This is a genomic window from Acinetobacter sp. TAC-1 (genome assembly GCF_029025845.1).
GTDB classification, from domain to species: Bacteria; Pseudomonadota; Gammaproteobacteria; order Pseudomonadales; family Moraxellaceae; genus Acinetobacter; species Acinetobacter guillouiae.
Genome location: NZ_CP118892.1, coordinates 2,504,213 through 2,526,405, shown reverse-complemented (window position 1 = coordinate 2,526,405; position 22,193 = coordinate 2,504,213). Strand labels below are relative to the sequence as shown.

Genomic DNA, 22,193 nt, shown 5'->3' with positions numbered 1-22,193 from the left:
TATTCACTTACTCCTGACATAGAGGTAAACATATGGGTGCATTACAAGGAATTCGAGTTTTAGATCTGAGTCGAGTACTTGCCGGTCCGTGGTGTGGGCAAGTTCTCGCAGATTTAGGCGCCGAAGTGATCAAGATTGAACGCCCTAAAGTTGGTGATGATACCCGTATGTGGGGCCCGCCGTGGATGCTTGATCAACAGGGTAAAGCGACACGAGAATCTGGATACTATCAATCTGCGAATCGCAATAAATCCTCAGTGGCAATTGATATGGCAACGCAGGATGGGCAGCGATTACTACAACACATGGTGAAAACCGCAGATATTGTGATTGAAAACTTTAAAGCAGGTTCATTGAAAAAATATGGATTGGATTATGAAACCCTCAAACATATTAATCCAAAATTGATTTATTGCTCTATCACTGGTTTTGGTCAAGATGGGCCGCGTGCAGAAGAACCGGGTTATGACTTTATCATTCAAGGTATGTCTGGCTTGATGAGTATTACTGGCGAGAAAGAAGGAGAGTTAGGGGCAAGTTCACAAAAAGTTGGTGTGGCGGTGGTTGATATTCAGACTGGGCTATATGCAACAATTGCGATTCAGGCAGCACTGATTTCTCGTCAGCAAACAGGCGTTGGACAATATATTGATATGTCTTTGTTGGATGTACAGGTTGCTGGACTCGCCAACCAAGGTATGAACTATTTAAGTTCAGGTATCGCACCTCAACGAATGGGTAATCATCATCCCAATATTGTGCCTTATCAGACTTTTAAAGCGCGAGATAAGGAGTTTATTCTGGCCTGTGGCAATGATAAACAATTTAAAGATTTATGTATTGCCATTGGAAAACCTGAATTGTTAGATCAACCAAACTATCTCCGTAATCAAGATCGGGTGAAATATCGTCAAGAATTGGTTGCTTTGTTGTCTGAATATTTTTTATCAAATACCGCGAAGCATTGGGTCGATGCAATTCATGCGATGAAAGTACCTGTTGGCGTGATTAATTCTGTTGCAGATGCTTTAGATGAACCCCAAATTCAATATCGTAAAATGGTGGTCAATATTCCACATACAGATAATCCTGATTTTAATGTGATTGGTTCACCGATTAAAATGACAGGAACGCCTGTTGAATATCGTAATGCACCGCCACGCTTAGGGGAGCATACCAAAGTGATTTTAGAAGAATTTTGTTCAGATGATGAATTGTTACAGTTAAAGCAACAAGGGATTATTGAGGGTATTGGCTTATAGTCAGCTGATTTTAAAGAATATTGAAATCAACGCATAGGATCAATCAAAGTGATAGCTTGATCGGGGGTGCTGCAATGCCGCATTAATCATTCAAACCCTCCTTTTTAAGGAGGGCTGTTCTGAATTAATGATAATAACAATATGGAAGAATTACGCTGTAGTGGGAATAATCCGTTGTTGCATCAACACCTGTTGGGCAATATAAGGTTTTTCATCATCTTTGGGTTGAACTGCATGCCATTGATCATTGGCATCGAGTTCCCAAGCACGAATATTGTCCTTTAAATAACTGAGTAGCCCATATTCAATAATCTGTTTTTTAAGCTTTTTATCTTCAATTGGAAAGCAAGTTTCGACCCGAGAAAATAAGTTTCGACCCATCCAGTCAGCACTTGCGCAGTATAAGTCCTCATTGGCATCATTATAAAAATAATAAACACGAGTATGTTCTAGGAAGCGCCCGACAATAGAACGAACTTTAATATTTTCCGAAAGTCCTTCAATTTGTGGTCTTAAACAACAAATCGAACGAATAATCAGCTCTATTTTAACCCCAGCTTGAGATGCTTTATACAAAGCTGTAATCAGCTTAGGTTCAGTCAATGCATTGACTTTAATGATGATACGGGCTTTTTTACCCGCTTTTGCATGTGCTGTTTCTTGCTCAATCAAATGTAACAGCTGAGAGTGTAAGGTGAAGGGGGCATGAAAGAGCTTTTTTAACTTTAACAATTTACCCATACCTGTCAGCTCTTGGAAGATCTTATGTACATCTTCACAAATTTCATCATTTGTAGTCAGTAAACCATAGTCGGTATACATCCGTGCATTTCCAGCATGGTAGTTGCCTGTGCCAAGGTGTACATAACGTTTAAGTTTGTCGATTTCACGTCGCACAATTAAAATCATTTTGGCATGGGTTTTATAACCGACAATACCATACACCACAACTGCGCCAGCTTCTTGTAGAAGATTTGCGACGATAATATTGGATTCTTCATCAAAACGCGCACGTAATTCGATAATCGCTGTAACTTCTTTCCCATTGCGAGCAGCTTCTGCCAGCACTTGTACAATTTCTGAGTCTGGACCACTACGATATAAAGTTTGTTTAATTGCTAAAACATTGGGGTCTTTTGCCGCTTCTTTGAGTAGATTGATAACGGGCTGGAAAGAATCAAATGGATGATGTAATAGCAAATCTTGCTTGCTTAGTATTTCAAATATTTTATTTGAATTTCTTAAGGCTTTGGGAATAACGGCTTGATACGGCTTAAACCTTAATTCTGGAATATCAAAATCAGTAATCAGACGTGTTAAATTGACAGGACCATTCACTTGATAAAGATGTTGTGGATCTAAATCAAATTGTTCTAGTAAATAATTATTAATTGAATTTGGGCAATTATCTGCGATTTCTAAACGAACTGCACGACCAAAACGACGTGAAGATAATTCATCTTTCAATGCTACTGCCAAATCATCGACATCTTCTGCCAACGTTAAGTCAGCATTACGGGTAACACGGAATTGATAGCATCCCGTTGCCGTCATGCCAGGGAATAAATCACTGATATGCTGTTGGATAATGGCTGACAATAAAATGTAATGTTCTGCGCCGTCTGTGAGCTCGTTTGGTAAGCGTACAACACGCGGTAAGGAACGAGGTGCGGGTACAATGGCCAGTTCAATCTGACGACCAAAAGCATCTTTTCCTTCTAAGGTGACAATAAAGTTTAAGCTTTTATTGACCAAACGCGGGAAAGGGTGAGCAGGATCTAAGCTAATTGGTGTTACAACAGGTTGTACTTGTTTAAAAAAGTAATTTTTAATCCATTCCGCGTGTTTTTCTAAAATATCATTATATTGGATGAATTTGACGCCATAGTTTTCTAACTCAGGCAATAACACATGGTTTAAGGTGTCGTATTGCTCTTGAATCGCAAGATGTGCGTTATGTGAAATTTGCTCAAGAATGACTTCGTTTGGAATACCATCTGGCGCTGTGGTAATGGTTTTGAAGTCCAGTTGTTTCATTAATCCAGCGACACGAATTTCAAAAAACTCATCTAAATTACGTGAAAAAATAATGAGAAAATTCAATCGTTCAAGCAGAGGATGAGTTTCATCTTTTGCTTGGGCTAACACACGTTTATGAAATTCCAGTAAGGAAATTTCACGATTAATATAGCTGCTAGAGCTATGTTGAAATTCAGGCGTGGTTAAACTTTTTGAAGCGGGCATGATCTGCGTCATTTGAAACTGTCTTAACGACCTTGAAGGGCATAGTAAGTATTCTACATGACAAAATTGTTACAGATAGTTAAAATTTTAAAAATTGTCTTAATCTTAAACGATTAAAAAATATTAATTTTTTAATCGTTAGATCAACTTGAAAAAAACCGAATCTGCTTAGACAAAATGTGAACTGATACAATGCACCAAGACAATATTATTACAAATTAAAATTTGCATTGCTCATTTTTGAGTTTTAGCTCATAGGCTTTCTGTTCAGACATCAGTTTTATTTTTACATAATAAGGATTTTGACGTTGGAATTCATTTTCAAAAAGTAAATGACAATTTTCAAGCATTCCTTCCATCAAAAGTTGCTGAGTTTTTTCTTTACCCATACTATTTGAAAACTGATTAAAATCTTTAGATGTAATTAAACCTTGCAAATCAACATGATCATGATACATATGAATTTTCTCAATCACTGTGTTTTGGTCGACTTGTACAGGCAGCACGCGAGAGTCTTCTTCACTTAACGCAGTTAAAACATCATCTAAATTTTGTTGATCTATAATTTTATAAGCCTGTCCAATCAAATTCTTTTGAATCAAATAATCATCTAATTCAGTTGCATAACTACTTTGAGAAATGGGCATGTACACTGACATTACGAATAAAGGAATTATTTTAAATTTCATTTGAATTATACACATATTAAAAATATGGTTTTTATTATACTGAAACAAAAAATAAGCACCATAGTTGGTGCTTATTTATCTTAAAACAAAACAAATTAGTCTTTGTTTAAATTTTCATTGATTAAAAATTCAACCAAGGCTTTTTGTGCGTGTAGGCGATTTTCTGCTTCATCCCAAACCACAGCATTTTTGTGATCCAGCATATTTTCAGAAACTTCTTCACCGCGATGTGCAGGTAGGCAATGCATAAATAGACAATCTGGATGTGCTAAATCCATTAATTTTTCATTCACTTGATACGCAGCAAATGCTTTTTCACGAATTTTTTGTTCTTCTTCTTGGCCCATACTTGCCCAAACATCCGTCACGATCAGATCTGCATTGACCGCTGCGTCTTCTGCTGATTCAAAAAGTTCTACGCAATGTGCAAATTCTGAAAGAAATTCAGGTTTTGGTTCATAACCTTTCGGTGACGCGATTTTTAACTTAAAGCCCCACATATGCGCAGCTTCAATATATGAATTACACATATTATTGCCATCGCCAATCCAAGCCACAGTTTTACCATTGATCGAACCACGATGTTCAACAAATGTTTGTACATCCGCAAGTAACTGGCAAGGGTGGTGGTCATCAGTTAATGCATTGATAACCGGGACTGTTGAATATTCAGCAAAACGTTCAACAATATCATGACCAAATGTACGAATCATCACGATATCAAGCATGCTCGAGATCACACGTGCAGAATCTTCAATTGGCTCACCACGACCCAATTGAGTGTCGCGTGATGAAAGGAAAATTGCACTGCCTCCAAATTGGCTCATACCAGCTTCGAAAGATACACGAGTACGGGTACTCGACTTTTCAAAAATCATCCCCATGACTTTTCCAACAAAGGGTTGAAATACTTCGTTGTTGTGTTGTTTTCGCTTTAACTCTTGAGCACGTTCAATGATACGGTTAAGTTCAGCAGTGGATAAATCACGTAAAGTAAGAAAATGTCGTAGAGCCATGGTTACTCCACAATAATTGTTTAGTCAAAACCAATAGGGAAATTGACCAACAATTCATTGTTGGTGGTTGATGAAAATAAAAAGGAGAATCAGCTAATATACTATATGAATATGAAAACGCAAAAAAATTAGACCTTTTGATGGCCCTCTAAGAAGCGATCTACACAATAACTTACGCAATTGAATATTTCTTGATCAGATTCTTTGATTTCAATCCCCATTAAAATTCGCCATTCCAAATTTCTAAGAATTCCAAAATAAAATTGTGCTGAAAATAAAGGATTTGCACAGGTTAATATTTGATTTTCTACACAACGTTCCAAGGCACATGCAATAGAGTGTTGTACTTGCTTTGGTCCTTTTTCATGAATATAGACGGCCAATTGAGGGTCTTTTTGTGAACGTTCTAAGACCAAGCGTATAAAAGCAATATTTTCCGGAATGATCATATGCTTATAAAAGTTAATCAAGGTATTGATCAAATATGCTCTGAGCTCATTCAACGCGGGGTTAAATGGAATGCAGATATCTTTAAAGAATAAATCACGACGATAGTCACAGATCGCTGTAAATAGACCTTCTTTACTACCAAAATATTTGTAAATCGAGGCTTTTGATCCGCCTGCATGATTCACGATGTCATCTAAAGATACCGCATCATAACCGTGCTCTAAAAAAAGATCGTTTGCACTAATCAGTAATGCCAAGCGACGCTCATGCCCACGTTTAGTTTGTGGAAAATCACATCCTGTAGCTTCAACTTGTGCTAAATCTTCGTTCATAAATTACTGAGGAAAAATGGGTTGTCACTATTATATCAAAGATGTCAATAAATTTCTTAGCAAACGTGCTATTGGAAAAAATGATTAAAAAAAGTGCATAAAAATGAAAAAATGAATCAAAATTCATTTTTCTTTGACTAAAGTTTTAGAGTAATATACCTAAATGGTCATATGCGAAATATAAATTATGGCTATACTCAAAACTCAATAAACAAGTGACCACTGTGGAAGGGAATATGACACAACAGACGTCTGCAGGCTTAAGATTTAGACAAGCTCTAGAAGTGGAAAAACCATTACAAATCATTGGTACAGTCAACGCTTATGCAGCGATGATGGCGAAACAGGTGGGTTATAAAGCCATCTATCTTTCAGGTGCTGGTGTGGCAAACTATTCTTATGGTTTACCTGATTTAGGGATGACCAGCTTAGACAACGTATTGGAAGATGTTCGTCGTATTACAGAACGTGTAGATACACCATTACTTGTTGATATCGATACAGGTTGGGGTGGTGCATTTAATATTGCACGGACAATTAAACAAATGATTAGTGCGGGTGCGGCAGCTGTCCATATTGAGGATCAAGTTGCACAAAAGCGTTGTGGCCATCGTCCAAATAAAGAAATTGTTTCTCAACAAGAAATGGTTGATCGCATTAAAGCAGCAGTTGATGCAAAAACAGATTCAAACTTTGTTGTGATGGCACGTACAGATGCATTGCAAAAAGAAGGTTTGCAAGCCGTGATTGATCGTGCTTGTGCATGTGTCGAGGCGGGTGCAGATGCGATCTTTGCTGAAGCAATGACCGACATTACCATGTATAAAACAGTCTGTGATGCAGTAGGTGTCCCTGTTCTTGCAAATATTACAGAGTTTGGTGATACACCTTATTACACCACCCAAGAGTTAGCTGAACAGGGCATCAGCATGGTGCTATATCCATTGTCTGCAACACGTGCAATGCAAAAAGCAGCCCTCGAAGTTTTTCGTTCAATTCGTGAAAATGGTACACAAGTTAATGTACTGGATAGCATGCAACAACGAAAAGAACTTTACGAATTCCTTGATTATCACACTTTCGAAAACACCCTAGACAAACTGTTCACGCAGGAGAAATAATAAAATGGCTGAAGGAAAAGTACTTACAGGCGCTGGATTGCGCGGTCAAGTTGCAGGTAAAACAGCACTTTCTACAGTAGGTAAGAGTGGCGCAGGCTTAACTTATCGTGGTTATGATGTGCAAGACCTTGCGGAAAATTGCCAATTTGAAGAAGTTGCATACCTTATTTTCTTTGGTGAATTGCCTACAGCAGAACAGTTGGCGACATATAAAGCCAAATTAAAATCACTTCGCCAGTTACCGCAAGCTTTAAAAGAAGTGTTGGAACGTATTCCTGCTGATTCACATCCAATGGATGTGATGCGTACAGGGGTTTCAATGTTAGGAAATCTGGAAACTGAAAAATCATTTGATCAACAGCAAGATGTGGCAGATCGTATTCTTGCAACTTTGCCAGCGATCATTTGTTATTGGTACCGTTTTAGTCATGATGGTGTACGTATTGAAGAAAATACCGATGACGATTCAATCGGTGCACAATTCTTGCATTTACTACGTGGCGAAAAGCCAAATGAATTACATGAACAAGTAATGAATGTTTCATTAATTCTTTATGCTGAGCATGAGTTTAACGCTTCAACATTTACTGCACGTGTATGTGCTTCAACATTGTCTGATATGCACTCGTGTATTACTGGCGCAATTGGTTCACTGCGTGGTCCTTTGCATGGTGGCGCAAATGAAGCTGCGATGGAAATGATTGAAAACTGGACATCTCCAGAACAAGCTGAGCGTGAAATGCTGGGTAAACTTGAACGTAAAGAAAAGATCATGGGCTTTGGTCATGCGATCTATAAAGACAATGACCCACGTAATGGCATCATCAAAATTTGGGCTGAGCGTTTAGCAAAAGATGTTGGTGATACAGTGCTTTACCCAGTATCAGTACGTTGTGAAGAAGTGATGTGGCGTGAGAAGAAATTGTTCTGTAATGCAGATTTCTTCCATGCATCTGCATATCATTTCATGGATATTGCAACAAAACTATTCACACCAATTTTTGTGATGTCTCGTGTTACGGGTTGGGCAGCGCATGTAATGGAACAACGTGCTGACAATCGTATTATTCGTCCAAGCGCAGATTATACTGGTCCAGAGCTCCGTAAAGTTGTACCGATCACTGAACGTTCAGCAGCATAGTCCATTAATCAAGATTGATAAAAGCAGTAAAAATAAAGCCTCCTAAGAGGCTTTATTTATTGGGGAAGTTGACCCGTAGGAAATAAAACAACAGCTTCTTCACGGCTATATCCTTCATCAAAAGGTAAGCTGAGTGATTCAAAAGTAATTAGCGCCCCTTTGTTTTTTGGCAGTTCAAAAGCCTGTTTAAGTTTAATTTCTGGACTGTAACTGGTTAAATTCTGTTGAAGACTTTGATATTGCGGACTGGATATTGTAAATATCGAGCCATAAATTGTTTTAAATGAGTCAGAGCTTTCAGTATCAGAAGGTCTTTGTTCGAGTAGATTAACGTTAAAGTCTTGAAGCGCGATCTTTTTAAGCGGTTTGAGCTGATTCTTTATGCTTGAAAGTTTTTGCTGAAAGCTTTGTTGATCTGTAATACCTGTAAAATTTTCATCATATTTGAGCAGATCATAGCGTTTTTCACTCAGTGAATAGCGATAAACTTTTGGTATGTCATAGCTTGCTGAGTTTTCAAGAATTAAAACCGCTTTTTTATCTGAATCATAGCCGAGGACTTCAAGTGAAATATTGCTATCACTTTTTGCAAAAGCGAGAGCGCTAAAACTGAATAAGAGCGTTGATGTGATTATTTTTAACACGATTTATCCTCATTATTGTATTGGTAAGAGCAAAATAGCATCTTCAACATCATAGCCTGTTTCTTCTGGAATGCCGAAATATTTAACCACAATCAGCAGCTTATTCTGATTTGGCACGATATAGTTCTGAGTGATTTTTATTGTTTTAGCATACTGTACAGCTTGTTGGTTTTTGCTTTTTAAAGAAGCTGTTGTAACTTTGTAAATGATTTTATATTGAGGAATCTTTTGGGATTGATCATGCCAAGCAGGGACGTAATGAGTTTGACTTTGCACCACTTGAATTTTTGCTGTATTGGCATTTCCTATAAGTAACGGTGTTAAACGCTTTTTAATTTTATTTAGGTCTTTTTCAAACTGGATAGCATCTTGATCATAGTCAATTTGATGCGTTTTGGGATTGATATATAACGATTGTACTTCAATCAACTTGTCAGGTGTTTTACTGCTGAGCTGATAATAGTATAACTGTGGCAAGCGCCCACGCTCATCTTCATAGTGTCTTAACAGATAAATTTTTTGTTGTTTTACTTCATAACCCAATACTTCTATTGTTTGTCCACCACCGACAGTTGCATAACAATGTAATGACGTTGTAAGGATAGTGGTGGCGGTTATGTGTTTTAGAAATTTCATCCGCAAATATTCTTGATGTGTTTTAAGATATCTTGCTTAAATATTGTTTAAATTAAAATGGTGTTTGAGTAAAAATAAAAGCCAATATAAACTTAAAAAATGCGGAAGAATCAAAAACAGAAGATTAGGCTTCTTTTAACTATATAAATGCTAGATATAAAAAAAGGAGATCATGATGATCTCCTTAATGAAATTTCGCTTGCAAATAATTAGAAATGTTCAGCAGTTGCTAAGTTCCACATTCTAAAATAGAAGTTTTCTTCATCTTTATTTTCACAACTGAGCAATTCACCATCTTTCATCCAAAAGTGCAATTGAGCATAGTTTTTGATTTCACGGTCATTGATTCGTTGTGCCAAATGATGCGCTTTAATCTCAGCAGGATGTTGTAAGCCAGCTGCAGCAATCATTTCCGCAAGCGCTTTTAAGGTGTTTTTTTGGAAACTAAACACACGGTCTGCTTTAGATGGCACATCAAGCGCTTTTTGACGTTCTTTGTTCTGGGTTGCAACGCCAACAGGACATTGGTTGGTATGACAACTTTGTGCTTGGATACAACCCACCGCAAACATAAAACCACGTGCAGAATTGACCCAGTCGGCACCCATAGCCATCGTACTGGCAATATCAAAGGCACTGATAATTTTACCACTTGCACCAATCTTGATTTGCGAACGTAAACCTGCGCCAATTAAGGTATTGTTTACAAATAGCAGGCCTTCACGTAAAGGCGTACCCATATGATCAATCAGTTCAATAGGGGCAGCACCTGTACCGCCCTCTGAACCATCAACTACAATAAAATCTGGGGTGATTTTGGTCAGCAGCATGGCTTTTACAATGCTCATAAATTGCCAAGGTTGCCCGATACACAATTTAAAACCAACTGGTTTACCGTTGGATAGCTCACGTAATTGCTGAATAAAATGCATCATTTCAATAGGGTTGCTAAAAGCAGAATGTGTTGCTGGAGAAATACAATCCACGTCCATAGAAACCCCGCGTATTTCGGCAATTTCTTTGGTGATTTTATCTTTAGGAAGAATACCGCCGTGCCCTGGTTTTGCCCCTTGTGATAGTTTGATTTCGATCATTTTGATCTGAGGCAAAGCAGCTTGTTGCTTAAATTTTTCAGGATCAAACTTACCATCTAAAGTACGGCAACCAAAATAGCCACTGGCAATTTCCCAAACAATATCACCACCCGGTTCAAGGTGATAAGGACTTAAGCTCCCTTCACCTGTGTCATGATAAAAGTTGCCTTTTTTTGCACCAGTATTTAAAGCAAGAATGGCATTTGCACTCAAACTACCAAAACTCATTGCTGAGATATTCATGATCGAAGCACTATAAGGTTGTGAGCACTGATCATTACCAATACTAATTCTAAATGTATTAAAATCAGCAGGTGTTCTGGGTGTCATCGAATGGGTTAAAAAACGATAGTCATCTTGATAGACATCAATAATTGAACCAAAAGGTTTATCTGCATTTTCATTTTTAGCACGTTGGTAAACTAAGCTTCTTTGTGCACGTGAAAAAGGTAAGGCATCATCATCAGATTCAATGAAATATTGACGAATTTCAGGACGTATATCTTCAAAGAAAAATCGGAAATGTCCCATTAAAGGGTAATTTCTTAAAATAGAATGCTGTGTTTGGATGATATCGGCAAAGCCAATTGCGGCCAATATGGATGAAATAATCCAAGCTAAATTCAGTACAGTATCTGAAAAAAAGTAATAAATATAATGACCTTCGTTAAAGAAAATAATCCAAGTCAAATATAAAGATACAAATATACAAAGGAACCAAACGGAATAACGGGAGAAAAAAGTATTGAGAAGTTGATGTCGAATTGCTTGAGCAGGACTTGCCATGAAGTAAATATCTCATTCTTTATATAGCGCTAAATTGCCCAAATTGATGAAAAAGCTCAAGTAATGATTTGTTAGACTTGAGAATGGTTCTAGATTAATAATTGAATGATTTATTTTCTAAACAATTTGAGTTAATTTAACTGAAATATTTATTTAGTATGTGATGAAAACAAAAAGGAATCGAAAATGTTTGAAGAGTTTCTGACAAAATTGTTAAACCCCAGTATCAGTTTTTTAGCCATTTATGTTTCTGTAATCGTTGTTATTGCTTATATCGGGCTATTCTTCCAGTTTTTTAAAATTAAAAATCTAAAACAGGAAAATGAGACATTAAAGCATCAGTTAAGTTCTCAAGCTCACTCAAATATCAGTTTGAGCAAGGATGAGGGAATTATTTCTTAAAATTATGCTGAAAATAAATTGATAGAAATAAAGCCTGAATTTTCAGGCTTTATTTAAGCGTTACATTGTTAGAGTTAGATTGCGAATTTTATTCGTCAGTTGGAACAAGCATCAAGATAGATTCATTCAACAATCCAGCAATGTCTTCTAATATTTCATCATCAGACAATTCATGATTGAGTTTGACACTTTGTCCATCTGCAATCTGCTTTAAATGGGGTGCAAATTGTTCAGAAATACAGATCGATTCACCATTTGCCCAGAATAATAATTCATGATTCTGTTGAAGATAAATTAATCGAGAGGCTGGCTCAATTTGTAGTAAATAGCCTTGGTCAAGAACTTCTTCTAAATCTCCAGTGCCAATCGCTTCAGCATCTGGAATATTTTCAGGGTACTTTGCTTCAGCCATTAGACTCATAATGGCATCTTCTAATACTTTAGAATTATTTAATTTTGCCAACAATTCAGTTTTTAAATAATCGAGTTCAGCTTGTGTCACTTGCCCAATCGGGTTTTGTTTATTCCGTAAGATGTCGATAAGCGGATTACGTAGTTGTTGGTCTTCGACAAATTTATCGCTGACACGGTCCATCATGTCGGCAATATTTGGCATACGGAAACCAAAAGAGTAGGTTAGGCAATCGTCTTCTGCTACACCGTAATGCGACAATCCTGGTGGAACATAAAGTAAATCGCCTGGCGCTAAAACTTCATCAAAATTGATCTCCATTTCTGGAAGCAGTTTTAACGGCTGTCCTTCAACAAATTCAGATTCAACATCACACATTTGTCCAAGTTGCCAACGACGGTGTCCATAACCTTGTACAAGAAATACATCATAAAAGTCAAAATGCTGACCTACAGAACCACCTTTAGCAGCATAAGAGACCATAATGTCATCACGACGCCACTGTGGAATAAAAGGAAATTTCTTCCAAAGTTCTGCTAAATCAAATGAATAATGATCTACAGCTTGAATCAATAAGGTCCAAAGTTTTGGCATTTTTTGAAAATCACCTTTGATGAGTGGTGATGATTTTACTGACCATTGATTTGGATCTTTGTCTTTTTGCTTAATCAGGCGTGCTGTGATGTTTTCATCCAGAGCAAGCTCCATGACGTCATCTGGAACAAGGATATTGGCAATTTCAGGTAAAGCATTACGAACCAATAAAGGTTTTTTTTGCCAGTATTCTGAGAGGAATTGTTCAGCAGTAATTCCGCCAAGAACATCTAAAGGTAGGGACATGAAAATAGCCTAAGCAAATTTGAATCTATAATGTGGCTATTGTCTTATGTTAAGTAAAAGGGTGCAAGTTGATTTCTAAACCATAATTTTTAAATTTAGATTATAATGAATCAATCTTAAATTACTTTATATAAATTTAAAAAATGTTAAAAATTAAAGGATTATGCCTGGTTTTATGTTTGATTGTAAATGTATTTAGCATTAGTTACGCAGAACAAAACGTAAGTAATGCCTTTAAAATGCAGAATAAATATACTTATAGCAAAAAAATTAGAATAATAAAATCAGATGATTTTGATAAAAGTTTTAAAGAATTATTAGAAGAGGGCTATGTATCTATTAAGTCTGAAGTTTTTAAAGAAAATACAGGTGACTATGATTATAAAAAAGTTGTAGAGCGAATGAACGATAATGCTAAAAAGATAAGAGCAGAGCTAATTTTATTTAGTAGTGAAAATCAGGGTTCAAGTATATTTCAAAGTAAAACTGTTCACGCAATTCCTCGTATGGCTGGTTCCAATAAAAGTAATAATGTTTTTAACAATAGTTTAAATCAAGATAATATGGATGGGACCTATATGGGAGCTTTTACTAGAACTTCTAGTACCACCAAATATAACGTTAATTATTTAATTTTTTTTAATTCTAGAATGGGAATATATCCAGTCAATTTGTCAGATATTGACAAGTCAAATAATGGATTGCAAACTGGGGTAAAAGCAATGTTTATAAAGAAAAATACTCCAGCTGATGGCCAAATTCAAGAAAATGATATAATTATTAAAATAGGTAATGACGATATTATGAATGTGAATAGTTTTGTTGAGTCCTCAAATAGCTTGAAAAGCGGTTTTATTACCCTACAGATTCTACGTAAAGGGCAAAAAATTAATAAAATAATTGCTATAAATTAACATTAGATTGAACATGAAGGTAAATATCAAAAATACTTTCACCTTCAAATCCATAGCAAACTAAGGCAGTTGAATTCCCAACTCCCTTAAAATTCCACATAACTTAATCATTGGCATACCCATCAAAGTGGTTTGGTCTTGCCCAATCATTTGCTCAAATAAACTAATACCAAGACTTTCACACTTAAAGCTACCCGCACAATGCAGAGGTTGATCAATTTTGATATAACGCTCAATTTCAGCCAAAGTTAAGTCACGAAATTTCACATGATAATGCTCGACCAAGGTTTGTTCAAAATGAGAAGCCAAATGTTGCACACTTAAGGCAGTACTAAAAAAGACATTTTTGCCTGAATTGGCTTGTAGCTGTTGAATGGCTTTTTCTACAGATAGAGGTTTACCAATAAAATCTTGTGGTGCATGTTCACGCCAAGCCACCTGATCTGACCCAATCACAATTGCATTTGGATGATCTTGTGCAATGACTTGGGCTTTTTCAAAAGCCAGACGTTTAGCCAAGTCATCGGCATGAGACTCACCCTGTGGTGATTCATCGATTTCAGGAGAGATACAATGATAGTCTAAGCGCAAACGATTCATTAAATCTTTACGGGTTTGGCTCGATGAAGCCAAAATAATTTCAGGGTGATTCATCTTTGAATAATTCATGCCTAGTTATACTGCATATTCCATCAAGAGATCTAAGGGAACATACGCCAAAACAGCTTGATGACAGGCTTGCAGTTTTACGCGAGGTGCCATGTCGTTTTGATAGGCCTCAACCCAACGCGTCACACATAAACACCAAAAATCACCAGGTTGTAGTCCCGGAAAGCCGTGTTCTGGCAGCGGTGTAATTAGGTCATTTCCCACTTTTTGTGAAAAATTTAAAAATTCTGAAGTCATTTCAGCGCATACAGTGTGCTGGCCGAGGTCGGTTGTTGCTGTATGGCAGAAACCATTACGAAAATAACCTGTGATTGGAGAAAAACAACAACTTGCTAAAGGTTCACCTAAGACATTTAAACCATTGATTTTAGGATCGGGATGAAAAGACATAAGCGTATAGAATTTAAAAGTTCGCCCTATAATAATCAAATCTCAACTTTTCTACAGCTTTTCTACAAAAGTATCTAACCTTTTTTTGTGTAATCATTTAGAATCTACGCGATTTTTAATATCTATAAGAGAGCTATACATGAATTTTCAGCGTATGACTGACCTCGATTTAGCAGGCAAGCGTGTACTTATTCGTGAAGACTTAAACGTACCTGTTAAAAATGGTGTGATTACGAGTGATGCACGTTTACGTGCTGCATTACCGACAATTAAATTGGCACTTGAGAAAGGTGCTGCGGTCATGGTGTATTCTCATCTTGGTCGTCCCGTTGAAGGTGAGCCAAAAGCGGAACAATCATTAGCTCCTGTAGCAGCTTATTTAACTGAGGCACTTGGTCAAGACGTTAAATTATTTACAGATTATTTAGATGGTGTTGAAGTTGCAGCAGGGCAAGTGGTATTACTTGAAAACTGTCGTTTCAATGTGGGTGAAAAGAAAAATAATGCTGAACTTTCAGCAAAATATGCAGCGCTTTGTGATGTATTTGTGATGGACGCATTTGGTACAGCGCATCGTGCAGAAGCATCAACTGAAGGCGTAGCACGCTTAGCAAAAGTTGCAGCAGCGGGCCCTTTGCTTGCAGCTGAATTAGATGCTTTAGGTCGTGCGTTGCAAACACCTGAAAAACCAATGGTTGCAATTGTTGCTGGTTCTAAAGTTTCTACTAAACTTGATGTTTTAACTTCACTTTCTGATATTTGTGATCAATTGATTGTTGGTGGTGGTATTGCCAATACATTCTTAGCCGCAGCTGGCTTCAATGTCGGTAAATCATTGTGTGAACATGATTTGATTGACACAGCGAAAGCGATTGCGGCAAAAGTATCTGTTCCACTTCCAACCGATGTTGTTGTGGCAGATGCTTCTGCAATCGATTTTGCAGATTTCTTAGGTTCATTGGCAAATGCTAAAGCAATAGTAAAAAAAGTTGAAGATGTAGCAGACAATGACATGATCTTGGATGTCGGTCCTGAAACTGCGAAAGCTTTTGCTGAAATCTTAAAAACGTCTAAAACGATCCTTTGGAATGGCCCAGTTGGCGTGTTTGAAGTGGATCAATTTGGCGAAGGTACAAAAACACTTTCTTTAGCGATTGCAGAATCTGAAGGGTTCTCTATTGCTGGTGGTGGTGATACTTTGGCAGCAATTGATAAATACCAAGTTGCAGACAAAATTGGTTATATTTCAACTGGTGGTGGTGCATTCCTTGAATTTGTTGAAGGCAAAACACTTCCTGCTGTAGCGGTATTGCTTGAACGTGCTTAATTGAAAAATTATTTTAATTGTGACGTTTATATGAAAGGCTGACCTCGTGTCAGCCTTTTTTATCTGAGAGATTCATTGTAAAGTAATAAAAATGAAATATAACTGCAATAAAATAGATCAAATCCAATCACCAACACTGGGAAATGTGATGAAATTTAAATTTACACTTGCAGCACTTCTTATTGCTCCTTTGGCATTTACTGCATGTTCTAAACAAGAAAAAGCACCAGCCTCAGAACAAACATCTTCTTCTGAAGCTACTTCAGCAGAATCAGCAAATACATCTGCAGAACAACAAGCTGTGATTGATGCGCTTGATCAACCTGTTTTGGATGAAAAAAATACAGATGTAGCTGCTGAAAAAGCAAATACTCCAGCAGATGCGGCTACGCCAGCGACTGAAGAAGAAGCACCTAAAGCTCAATAATCTTTCTAAATGTTGTTATTTGTTAAAAGTCCCTGCAAACGCGGGGATTTTTTATGAAATAGTCAATATTGTTGCTGAATTGAAATAAAGCAACATGTAGAATATGGGGCATTACTTGGGAGGATATTATGGCTCTTATCTCATTGCGCCAACTCTTGGATCATGCCGGTGAACATAGTTACGGCGTTCCAGCGTTTAATGTGAACAACTTAGAACAAATGCGCGCAATTATGTTAGCCGCTGACGCAACAAATTCACCTGTAATTGTGCAAGCTTCTGCTGGTGCACGAAAATATGCAGGTGCTCCATTTTTACGTCATTTAATTTTAGCTGCAATTGAAGAATGGCCACATATTCCAGTGGTAATGCATCAAGATCACGGTACAAGCCCAGATGTTTGTCAACGTTCGATCCAGCTTGGATTTTCATCTGTAATGATGGATGGTTCTTTAGGTGCAGATGGTAAAACACCAACGTCTTATGAATATAACGTTGATGTAACACGTCGTACTGTTGAAATGGCACATGCATGTGGTGTTTCTGTAGAAGGCGAAATTGGCTGTTTGGGTAGTCTTGAAACAGGTTTGGCTGGTGAAGAAGATGGTGTTGGTGCAGAAGGTGTACTTGATCATTCTCAACTTCTCACTTCTGTTGAAGAAGCTCGTCAATTCGTTGCAGATACCAATGTTGATGCTTTAGCAATTGCAGTTGGTACTTCTCATGGTGCGTACAAGTTTACTCGTCCACCTACAGGCGATATCTTGGCAATTGACCGTATTAAAGAAATTCATGCGGCACTTCCAAATACTCATCTTGTTATGCATGGTTCAAGCTCAGTACCACAAGAATGGTTAGCGATTATTAACCAATATGGTGGTGACATCAAAGAAACTTATGGTGTTCCAGTTGAACAGTTGGTTGAAGCAATCAAGCATGGTGTACGTAAAATCAACATCGATACAGATTTACGTTTAGCATCTACAGGTGCAATGCGCCGTATGATGGCTGAAAAACCAAGTGAATTTGACCCACGTAAATTCTTCGGTGAAACTGTTGAAGCAATGAAACAAATCTGTGTAGATCGTTATACAGCATTTGGTACTGCGGGTAATGCAGACAAGATTCGCCCAATTTCTTTAGAAAAAATGGTTGATCGTTATAAATAATCTTTGATGGTTGTTGATCACCTAAAAGCCCACTCATACTAGTGGGCTTTTTCTTGAATCATAGGGACTCGGTTCCGCATAAATTTTGCAGTGATTGGTAAGATAAGAAGTAAATTATGGAACTCATATTTTCAGCAGCACTTTGTAGTGTGCTGGTTTCAATGCTTTTAAAATGGACCAAACAAAAAGGTTTTGATGCATTGCAAATGATTGCTTGGAATTACGCAATCGCCAGTGTATTGAGCTATATTTGGTTTAAGCCTGATTTGGCCCATATTTCAATCTCAAATACACCATGGTGGTTGATTCTTGGTTTAGGCGTTGTATTACCCAGTATTTTTTTATGTCTAGCAAAATCATTACATAGTGCAGGAATTTTAAAAACTGAAATTGCACAGCGATTATCTGTGGTTTTATCATTATTGGCTGCATATTTTTTATTCCAAGAACAATTTAACCAATTAAAAATGCTTGGTATTGGTTTGGGTATCGTGGCAGTTTTATGTATTGTACTTTCCCAGTCGGGTCCATCAAATTCATCCCTCAATCAGAAAGGGATCCTTTATTTACTCAGTGTTTGGGTAGGTTATGCTTTGGTTGATGTTTTATTGAAATATACAACCAGTCTGGGCTTACAGTTTCCAGTTACATTAACCTTGATGTTTATCTGTTCATTCCTATTATCTGTCGGTTACTTACTGATTCGAAAAACTCAGTGGAAGCTTCAGAACTGTATTGCTGGTTTGGCCTTGGGGATCATAAATTTTGCCAATATTGCTTTATATGTCAAAGCGCATATTTTATTAAAAGATTCTCCAGCCATTGTTTTTGCAGGGATGAATATCCTTGTGGTGTTATTTGGGGTCATTGCAGGGCTGTTAATTTTTAAAGAAAAGCTTAAAGTGATTACCGCTCTAGGACTGGTTTTAGGTTTGGCTGGAGTGGTATGTTTAGCCTTGGCAATATAATGGCTTAACAGTAAGAAAGCTTCGTTGTTAATACGATTGATGCTGATCACTTTGCAATGACATCAAACGGTAAATTTATAGATTAACTTGGTGAATATGAGATGGATGCATTTGAACAATTATTTATTCATTTAGATTTACAACTAAATAATATTCGCTTAGTACCACTGTCTTTTGAACACGAGCAAGGACTCGCTGAAGCGTGTCGTGATGGTGAATTGTGGAAGCTACGAATTACCTCTACACCACATTACACAGAAGTTAAAAATTATATTGAAAAAGCACTAATCCAAAAAGCACAGGGCAGCCGTTATCCCTTTGTTGTCATAGAGCAAAGCTCAGGGAAAGTCTTGGGAACGACCAGTTATCACGATATTTTATTAAACGTAAAACGTTTTGAAATCGGCTATACATGGTATGCACAATCGGCACAGCGGACCCATGTCAATACTAGCTGTAAACTATTGTTATTAGAATTTGCTTTTGAACAACTTCAAGCCAATACCGTGGCGTTGCGGACTGATCAATTTAATTTTAAAAGCCAAAAAGCCATTGAACGTTTAGGTGCTAAAAAAGATGGCATTATTCGGGGTGATCAAATGCGTAAAGATGGTACGATTCGAGATACGGTGTTGTACAGTATTGCACAAGGTGAGTGGAACAATGTAAAAGCACATTTACAAGACATGTTGGCACATTATAAAAAATAACTATTTTGTTGAATTATATTCGATTCAAGGGCATGCAAATGCCTTTGAAATCATTTGAAAGATCGTCATGGTGATTTCATATTTTGATCATAAAACTTTCAAAAACATAGCGGACAATGGAGGAGCATTCTTTACATTGGTGTAATTGCTATGAATCAAGATATCTTTTCAACGCTTTATACATCATTACAAATCCATCAAGTGCAGCTTTTACCACTACAAATAGAACATGAAAATGCTTTAATTGAGGTATGTAAAGATGGTCGATTGTGGGAATTGGAATATACATCGGTTCCACATTATTCTCAGATCAAGGCTTATATTGCCAAGGCACTTGAACAAAAATCTTTGGGAATACGCGTACCTTTTGTTGTTTTAAATCAGCGAAATGGTCGTATTGTAGGAACCACCAGTTTTCGTGATTTTATTTGGGAGGTGCGCCGTGTTGAGATTGGCTATACATGGTATGCACAATCAGCACAACGCAGTCATATTAATACCAGTTGTAAGTTGTTGTTGCTTGAATACGCATTTGAAAAACTACAAGCTAACTCGGTTGTATTAAGGACGGATATTCGCAATATTAAAAGTCAAAGTGCTATTGAGCGTCTAGGTGCGCATTATGATGGTGTGTTACGTCAAGATGCGCTACGAAAAGATGGAACTGTCCGCGATACTGTTATATACAGCATAATCAAAGATGAATGGCAGGGCATTAAACAGCATCTAAGCCAGTTACTTAGCCAAAGCTATAAGGTTTAACTTATAAGGTTTGACCTATAAGTTTTGATTATGTATTTAACTACAATCTATATGCAAGCGATGTTGTTGGCAATGAATGCATTGAAACAGATAGCCTGTTAAATCACCGTCGATACTGAGGTGATCTTGGATAAGCTCTACTGGATAACCATTTTCTTCGATATCGGCTTTGACCTCATCCCAAATTGGTTTAAGCGTTTCACTATCCGCATAAGCGATAAACTGACATGGTTCATTGCAATGCACCAGCCAAACTTCTTGTTGCCAACTATGATAACTTGGCGTTTTTAAGCAGATTTCATCTAAAAATTCAGGGTTGATTTTTTCGGATGGATCATTTGGGTTTGAAGAAACACCTTCAATGCCACAATAGTCATTGTATTCTCCATCATATTTTTGCGCTGCTGCACCATTGGCAATACACCACGGACAGATATAATCGGGTTCATCTACGCTATAGAAAGAACATACGTACTTTAAATCGCGTTGTTGATTGCAAATTGAACAAATGCCATCTTCTTTTTCAAACAGATCAAGTTTGTATGCATTGGGATGATATTTAAACTGAGGATAATTCATATTTTTGATTCTTCTAGGTAGAGATTTTAACTATTGAATGCTAACAATAAAATTCTACACGAAAACTTTCAATCAGTTCAGGTGGAACACGTGTTGTTTGTCCATTGGTGCGCATAAACAATTCGCCTTTGTAATACAACGGACGGTCCGATTTATTACATTTAAAGACCAATATGGTTTTTCCTTTAATCTGTATTTCTTCTAGTGTGGTATAAATATTTGAAATTTTGTTACTTTCGTGCGCCAGTTTATCAATCAAACTCCGCTTCATTAAGTCGAGTGAATTATTAAAGTGTTCCGCAAGTTCATTTTCAATCCCTACAATGGTTAAATCATCAGCAACGCCTATAAAGACATAGCCATTGCGGGTATTCATAAATGCAAAGCACGCTTTGACCCATTTATCTGATTTGCGGTTGGTTAATAGGTCTGTGGTACGTTCTTTAAATTCAATCCGTTGATTTTCACCCAGTTGAATTAAATTAAAATAGTACTCTGAACAGGAATTTTGCCGATAATGATTGAGTGTGGTCTTAATTTTTTCTAATGATTTATATGCGGCAACAGTTTCTAAATTATGAATATCTTGCCATTGGTAAATTAATTTAATCTTTAACTCGTTGGCTAAGTTTGGATCAGCAAGGTATTCAAAGCTCAAATTGAGATATTGTAAAATTTCTGTGTAAATAGCATGACTGGCAATTGGAATGGAAATTTTATTAAAGGTATTTCTTATTTTTTCTAAGTTTTTGTGAAATTCAAAAGCTTCTTGGTAAAAGCTTAAATATTTAAACTCATTTAAAATATGTTCATAAGGGCGATGAAATGAGTTAGGAAACAGTTGCTTGGGCGGTATATGGATATATTTTTCAATCTGTTGGAAATAATATCTTAAGGTGGGGTACTTTAAGGCCTGATCAATATTGATTTCAAATTTCTCAGAAAGTGGCTTAGTGGTATAGGCTTGAAAAAACAGCAGTGTTTGGATTTCTTTGTATTTATTGGGGTAGTCATGCCAATGCGTTTCTAGAAACTCATTAAAATTCTTAAATTTATTGGTGAGATACATGTTCAAATCCATAGCAACACCTTTGATCCTCTATTGTTTGGTGTTCGGTATTTACAACAAATATGTCATCAGACTATTTATATATAGTTATTTATAAGTTAATTAAGTCAGGAAATAAAGCGTAAAACTTTAAATCGGATCGT

At 36.9% G+C, this 22,193-nt stretch carries 23 protein-coding genes; 11 read left to right on the top strand and 12 right to left on the bottom strand.

Going from position 1 to position 22,193, the window contains the following annotated elements; all coding sequences use genetic code 11:
• Window positions 1-32: 32 nt before the first annotated feature.
• Complete coding sequence (locus PYV58_RS11855; protein ID WP_034610310.1) at window positions 33-1,262, top strand: CaiB/BaiF CoA-transferase family protein; 1,230 nt, start codon at window positions 33-35, stop codon at window positions 1,260-1,262.
• 150 nt (window positions 1,263-1,412) lie between these two features.
• Here PYV58_RS11855 and ppk1 read toward each other — a convergent pair whose 3' ends face one another.
• From ppk1 to PYV58_RS11835, 4 genes are all read right to left on the bottom strand, one after another.
• On the bottom strand, window positions 1,413-3,518 hold the full coding sequence (gene ppk1, locus PYV58_RS11850) for a polyphosphate kinase 1 (protein WP_004821325.1): 2,106 nt from the start codon (window positions 3,516-3,518) through the stop codon (window positions 1,413-1,415).
• Between the two features lie 206 nt (window positions 3,519-3,724).
• Entirely contained in the window at window positions 3,725-4,195 is a 471-nt protein-coding gene (locus PYV58_RS11845) for a hypothetical protein (RefSeq protein ID WP_034610313.1), read from the bottom strand.
• A gap of 95 nt (window positions 4,196-4,290) precedes the next feature.
• Window positions 4,291-5,211 (bottom strand): ornithine carbamoyltransferase, encoded by a 921-nt coding sequence (argF, locus tag PYV58_RS11840; RefSeq protein ID WP_004720705.1) that lies wholly within the window; start codon window positions 5,209-5,211, stop codon window positions 4,291-4,293.
• A 128-nt stretch (window positions 5,212-5,339) separates the two neighbouring features.
• Window positions 5,340-5,993 (bottom strand): TetR/AcrR family transcriptional regulator, encoded by a 654-nt coding sequence (locus PYV58_RS11835; protein ID WP_004720703.1) that lies wholly within the window; start codon window positions 5,991-5,993, stop codon window positions 5,340-5,342.
• Between the two features lie 236 nt (window positions 5,994-6,229).
• Between PYV58_RS11835 and prpB the strand changes: the two genes are divergently transcribed.
• Both prpB and prpC read left to right on the top strand, forming a co-directional pair.
• Window positions 6,230-7,114, top strand: a complete 885-nt coding sequence (gene prpB, locus PYV58_RS11830) for a methylisocitrate lyase (protein WP_004720700.1) — start codon at window positions 6,230-6,232, stop codon at window positions 7,112-7,114.
• A 4-nt stretch (window positions 7,115-7,118) separates the two neighbouring features.
• Entirely contained in the window at window positions 7,119-8,255 is a 1,137-nt protein-coding gene (gene prpC / locus PYV58_RS11825; protein WP_004821331.1) for a 2-methylcitrate synthase, read from the top strand.
• Between the two features lie 56 nt (window positions 8,256-8,311).
• On the opposite strand, the gene PYV58_RS11820 is transcribed toward prpC, so the two are convergent.
• The 3 genes from PYV58_RS11820 to PYV58_RS11810 all read right to left on the bottom strand — a co-directional run bounded on the left by PYV58_RS11820 (window position 8,312) and on the right by PYV58_RS11810 (window position 11,415).
• Window positions 8,312-8,899: a hypothetical protein gene (locus tag PYV58_RS11820; RefSeq protein ID WP_034610314.1), complete on the bottom strand. Its 588-nt coding sequence runs from the start codon at window positions 8,897-8,899 to the stop codon at window positions 8,312-8,314.
• A gap of 12 nt (window positions 8,900-8,911) precedes the next feature.
• Window positions 8,912-9,535 (bottom strand): hypothetical protein, encoded by a 624-nt coding sequence (locus PYV58_RS11815; protein ID WP_004821335.1) that lies wholly within the window; start codon window positions 9,533-9,535, stop codon window positions 8,912-8,914.
• 209 nt (window positions 9,536-9,744) lie between these two features.
• Entirely contained in the window at window positions 9,745-11,415 is a 1,671-nt protein-coding gene (locus PYV58_RS11810) for an FMN-binding glutamate synthase family protein (protein WP_034610324.1), read from the bottom strand.
• Between the two features lie 186 nt (window positions 11,416-11,601).
• On the opposite strand from PYV58_RS11810, the gene PYV58_RS11805 reads away from it, so the two are divergent.
• On the top strand, window positions 11,602-11,817 hold the full coding sequence (locus PYV58_RS11805; RefSeq protein ID WP_034610331.1) for a hypothetical protein: 216 nt from the start codon (window positions 11,602-11,604) through the stop codon (window positions 11,815-11,817).
• A gap of 88 nt (window positions 11,818-11,905) precedes the next feature.
• On the opposite strand, the gene PYV58_RS11800 is transcribed toward PYV58_RS11805, so the two are convergent.
• The gene (locus PYV58_RS11800; RefSeq protein WP_034610335.1) at window positions 11,906-13,069 is read right to left on the bottom strand and encodes a cupin domain-containing protein; all 1,164 of its coding nucleotides are present in this window, start codon (window positions 13,067-13,069) and stop codon (window positions 11,906-11,908) included.
• Window positions 13,070-13,212: 143 nt separating this feature from the next.
• On the opposite strand from PYV58_RS11800, the gene PYV58_RS11795 reads away from it, so the two are divergent.
• Window positions 13,213-13,983 carry a PDZ domain-containing protein gene (locus PYV58_RS11795; RefSeq protein WP_051670965.1) on the top strand — a complete coding sequence of 257 codons (771 nt, stop codon included), beginning with the start codon at window positions 13,213-13,215 and terminating at the stop codon, window positions 13,981-13,983.
• Between the two features lie 60 nt (window positions 13,984-14,043).
• Here the strand turns inward: PYV58_RS11795 and PYV58_RS11790 are convergent, their stop codons facing one another.
• Both PYV58_RS11790 and PYV58_RS11785 read right to left on the bottom strand, forming a co-directional pair.
• Complete coding sequence (locus tag PYV58_RS11790; RefSeq protein WP_034610546.1) at window positions 14,044-14,637, bottom strand: Maf family protein; 594 nt, start codon at window positions 14,635-14,637, stop codon at window positions 14,044-14,046.
• A 21-nt stretch (window positions 14,638-14,658) separates the two neighbouring features.
• Complete coding sequence (locus tag PYV58_RS11785; protein WP_004720680.1) at window positions 14,659-15,042, bottom strand: DUF2237 domain-containing protein; 384 nt, start codon at window positions 15,040-15,042, stop codon at window positions 14,659-14,661.
• A gap of 139 nt (window positions 15,043-15,181) precedes the next feature.
• On the opposite strand from PYV58_RS11785, the gene PYV58_RS11780 reads away from it, so the two are divergent.
• From PYV58_RS11780 to PYV58_RS11755, 6 genes are all read left to right on the top strand, one after another.
• Window positions 15,182-16,369, top strand: a complete 1,188-nt coding sequence (locus PYV58_RS11780) for a phosphoglycerate kinase (protein WP_034610338.1) — start codon at window positions 15,182-15,184, stop codon at window positions 16,367-16,369.
• A 148-nt stretch (window positions 16,370-16,517) separates the two neighbouring features.
• Window positions 16,518-16,796, top strand: a complete 279-nt coding sequence (locus PYV58_RS11775; RefSeq protein ID WP_034610340.1) for a hypothetical protein — start codon at window positions 16,518-16,520, stop codon at window positions 16,794-16,796.
• 128 nt (window positions 16,797-16,924) lie between these two features.
• On the top strand, window positions 16,925-17,962 hold the full coding sequence (gene fba / locus PYV58_RS11770; protein ID WP_004720677.1) for a class II fructose-bisphosphate aldolase: 1,038 nt from the start codon (window positions 16,925-16,927) through the stop codon (window positions 17,960-17,962).
• Window positions 17,963-18,078: 116 nt separating this feature from the next.
• Complete coding sequence (locus PYV58_RS11765; protein WP_034610341.1) at window positions 18,079-18,930, top strand: DMT family transporter; 852 nt, start codon at window positions 18,079-18,081, stop codon at window positions 18,928-18,930.
• 101 nt (window positions 18,931-19,031) lie between these two features.
• The gene (locus tag PYV58_RS11760) at window positions 19,032-19,640 is read left to right on the top strand and encodes a GNAT family N-acetyltransferase (RefSeq protein WP_034610348.1); all 609 of its coding nucleotides are present in this window, start codon (window positions 19,032-19,034) and stop codon (window positions 19,638-19,640) included.
• 150 nt (window positions 19,641-19,790) lie between these two features.
• Window positions 19,791-20,402 (top strand): GNAT family protein, encoded by a 612-nt coding sequence (locus PYV58_RS11755; protein WP_034610349.1) that lies wholly within the window; start codon window positions 19,791-19,793, stop codon window positions 20,400-20,402.
• A 36-nt stretch (window positions 20,403-20,438) separates the two neighbouring features.
• On the opposite strand, the gene PYV58_RS11750 is transcribed toward PYV58_RS11755, so the two are convergent.
• Window positions 20,439-20,981 carry a CbrC family protein gene (locus tag PYV58_RS11750; protein WP_034610350.1) on the bottom strand — a complete coding sequence of 181 codons (543 nt, stop codon included), beginning with the start codon at window positions 20,979-20,981 and terminating at the stop codon, window positions 20,439-20,441.
• A 40-nt stretch (window positions 20,982-21,021) separates the two neighbouring features.
• Complete coding sequence (locus tag PYV58_RS11745) at window positions 21,022-22,062, bottom strand: ATP-binding protein (RefSeq protein WP_034610355.1); 1,041 nt, start codon at window positions 22,060-22,062, stop codon at window positions 21,022-21,024.
• Window positions 22,063-22,193: the final 131 nt, after the last annotated feature.

What these genes read in the sequence shown, in the direction of transcription:
- PYV58_RS11800 (WP_034610335.1), bottom strand. Translation starts at nt 13,069, where the DNA reads ATGTCCCTACCTTTAGATGTTCTTGGCGGAATTACTGCTGAACAATTC.
- PYV58_RS11815 (WP_004821335.1), bottom strand. Translation starts at nt 9,535, where the DNA reads ATGAAATTTCTAAAACACATAACCGCCACCACTATCCTTACAACGTCA.
- prpC (WP_004821331.1), top strand. Translation starts at nt 7,119, where the DNA reads ATGGCTGAAGGAAAAGTACTTACAGGCGCTGGATTGCGCGGTCAAGTT.
- PYV58_RS11750 (WP_034610350.1), bottom strand. Translation starts at nt 20,981, where the DNA reads ATGAATTATCCTCAGTTTAAATATCATCCCAATGCATACAAACTTGAT.
- PYV58_RS11805 (WP_034610331.1), top strand. Translation starts at nt 11,602, where the DNA reads ATGTTTGAAGAGTTTCTGACAAAATTGTTAAACCCCAGTATCAGTTTT.
- PYV58_RS11835 (WP_004720703.1), bottom strand. Translation starts at nt 5,993, where the DNA reads ATGAACGAAGATTTAGCACAAGTTGAAGCTACAGGATGTGATTTTCCA.
- PYV58_RS11775 (WP_034610340.1), top strand. Translation starts at nt 16,518, where the DNA reads ATGAAATTTAAATTTACACTTGCAGCACTTCTTATTGCTCCTTTGGCA.
- PYV58_RS11755 (WP_034610349.1), top strand. Translation starts at nt 19,791, where the DNA reads ATGAATCAAGATATCTTTTCAACGCTTTATACATCATTACAAATCCAT.
- prpB (WP_004720700.1), top strand. Translation starts at nt 6,230, where the DNA reads ATGACACAACAGACGTCTGCAGGCTTAAGATTTAGACAAGCTCTAGAA.
- PYV58_RS11780 (WP_034610338.1), top strand. Translation starts at nt 15,182, where the DNA reads ATGAATTTTCAGCGTATGACTGACCTCGATTTAGCAGGCAAGCGTGTA.
- ppk1 (WP_004821325.1), bottom strand. Translation starts at nt 3,518, where the DNA reads ATGACGCAGATCATGCCCGCTTCAAAAAGTTTAACCACGCCTGAATTT.
- PYV58_RS11810 (WP_034610324.1), bottom strand. Translation starts at nt 11,415, where the DNA reads ATGGCAAGTCCTGCTCAAGCAATTCGACATCAACTTCTCAATACTTTT.
- PYV58_RS11760 (WP_034610348.1), top strand. Translation starts at nt 19,032, where the DNA reads ATGGATGCATTTGAACAATTATTTATTCATTTAGATTTACAACTAAAT.
- PYV58_RS11795 (WP_051670965.1), top strand. Translation starts at nt 13,213, where the DNA reads ATGTTAAAAATTAAAGGATTATGCCTGGTTTTATGTTTGATTGTAAAT.
- argF (WP_004720705.1), bottom strand. Translation starts at nt 5,211, where the DNA reads ATGGCTCTACGACATTTTCTTACTTTACGTGATTTATCCACTGCTGAA.
- PYV58_RS11785 (WP_004720680.1), bottom strand. Translation starts at nt 15,042, where the DNA reads ATGTCTTTTCATCCCGATCCTAAAATCAATGGTTTAAATGTCTTAGGT.
- PYV58_RS11845 (WP_034610313.1), bottom strand. Translation starts at nt 4,195, where the DNA reads ATGAAATTTAAAATAATTCCTTTATTCGTAATGTCAGTGTACATGCCC.
- PYV58_RS11855 (WP_034610310.1), top strand. Translation starts at nt 33, where the DNA reads ATGGGTGCATTACAAGGAATTCGAGTTTTAGATCTGAGTCGAGTACTT.
- PYV58_RS11790 (WP_034610546.1), bottom strand. Translation starts at nt 14,637, where the DNA reads ATGAATCACCCTGAAATTATTTTGGCTTCATCGAGCCAAACCCGTAAA.
- PYV58_RS11745 (WP_034610355.1), bottom strand. Translation starts at nt 22,062, where the DNA reads ATGGATTTGAACATGTATCTCACCAATAAATTTAAGAATTTTAATGAG.
- fba (WP_004720677.1), top strand. Translation starts at nt 16,925, where the DNA reads ATGGCTCTTATCTCATTGCGCCAACTCTTGGATCATGCCGGTGAACAT.
- PYV58_RS11765 (WP_034610341.1), top strand. Translation starts at nt 18,079, where the DNA reads ATGGAACTCATATTTTCAGCAGCACTTTGTAGTGTGCTGGTTTCAATG.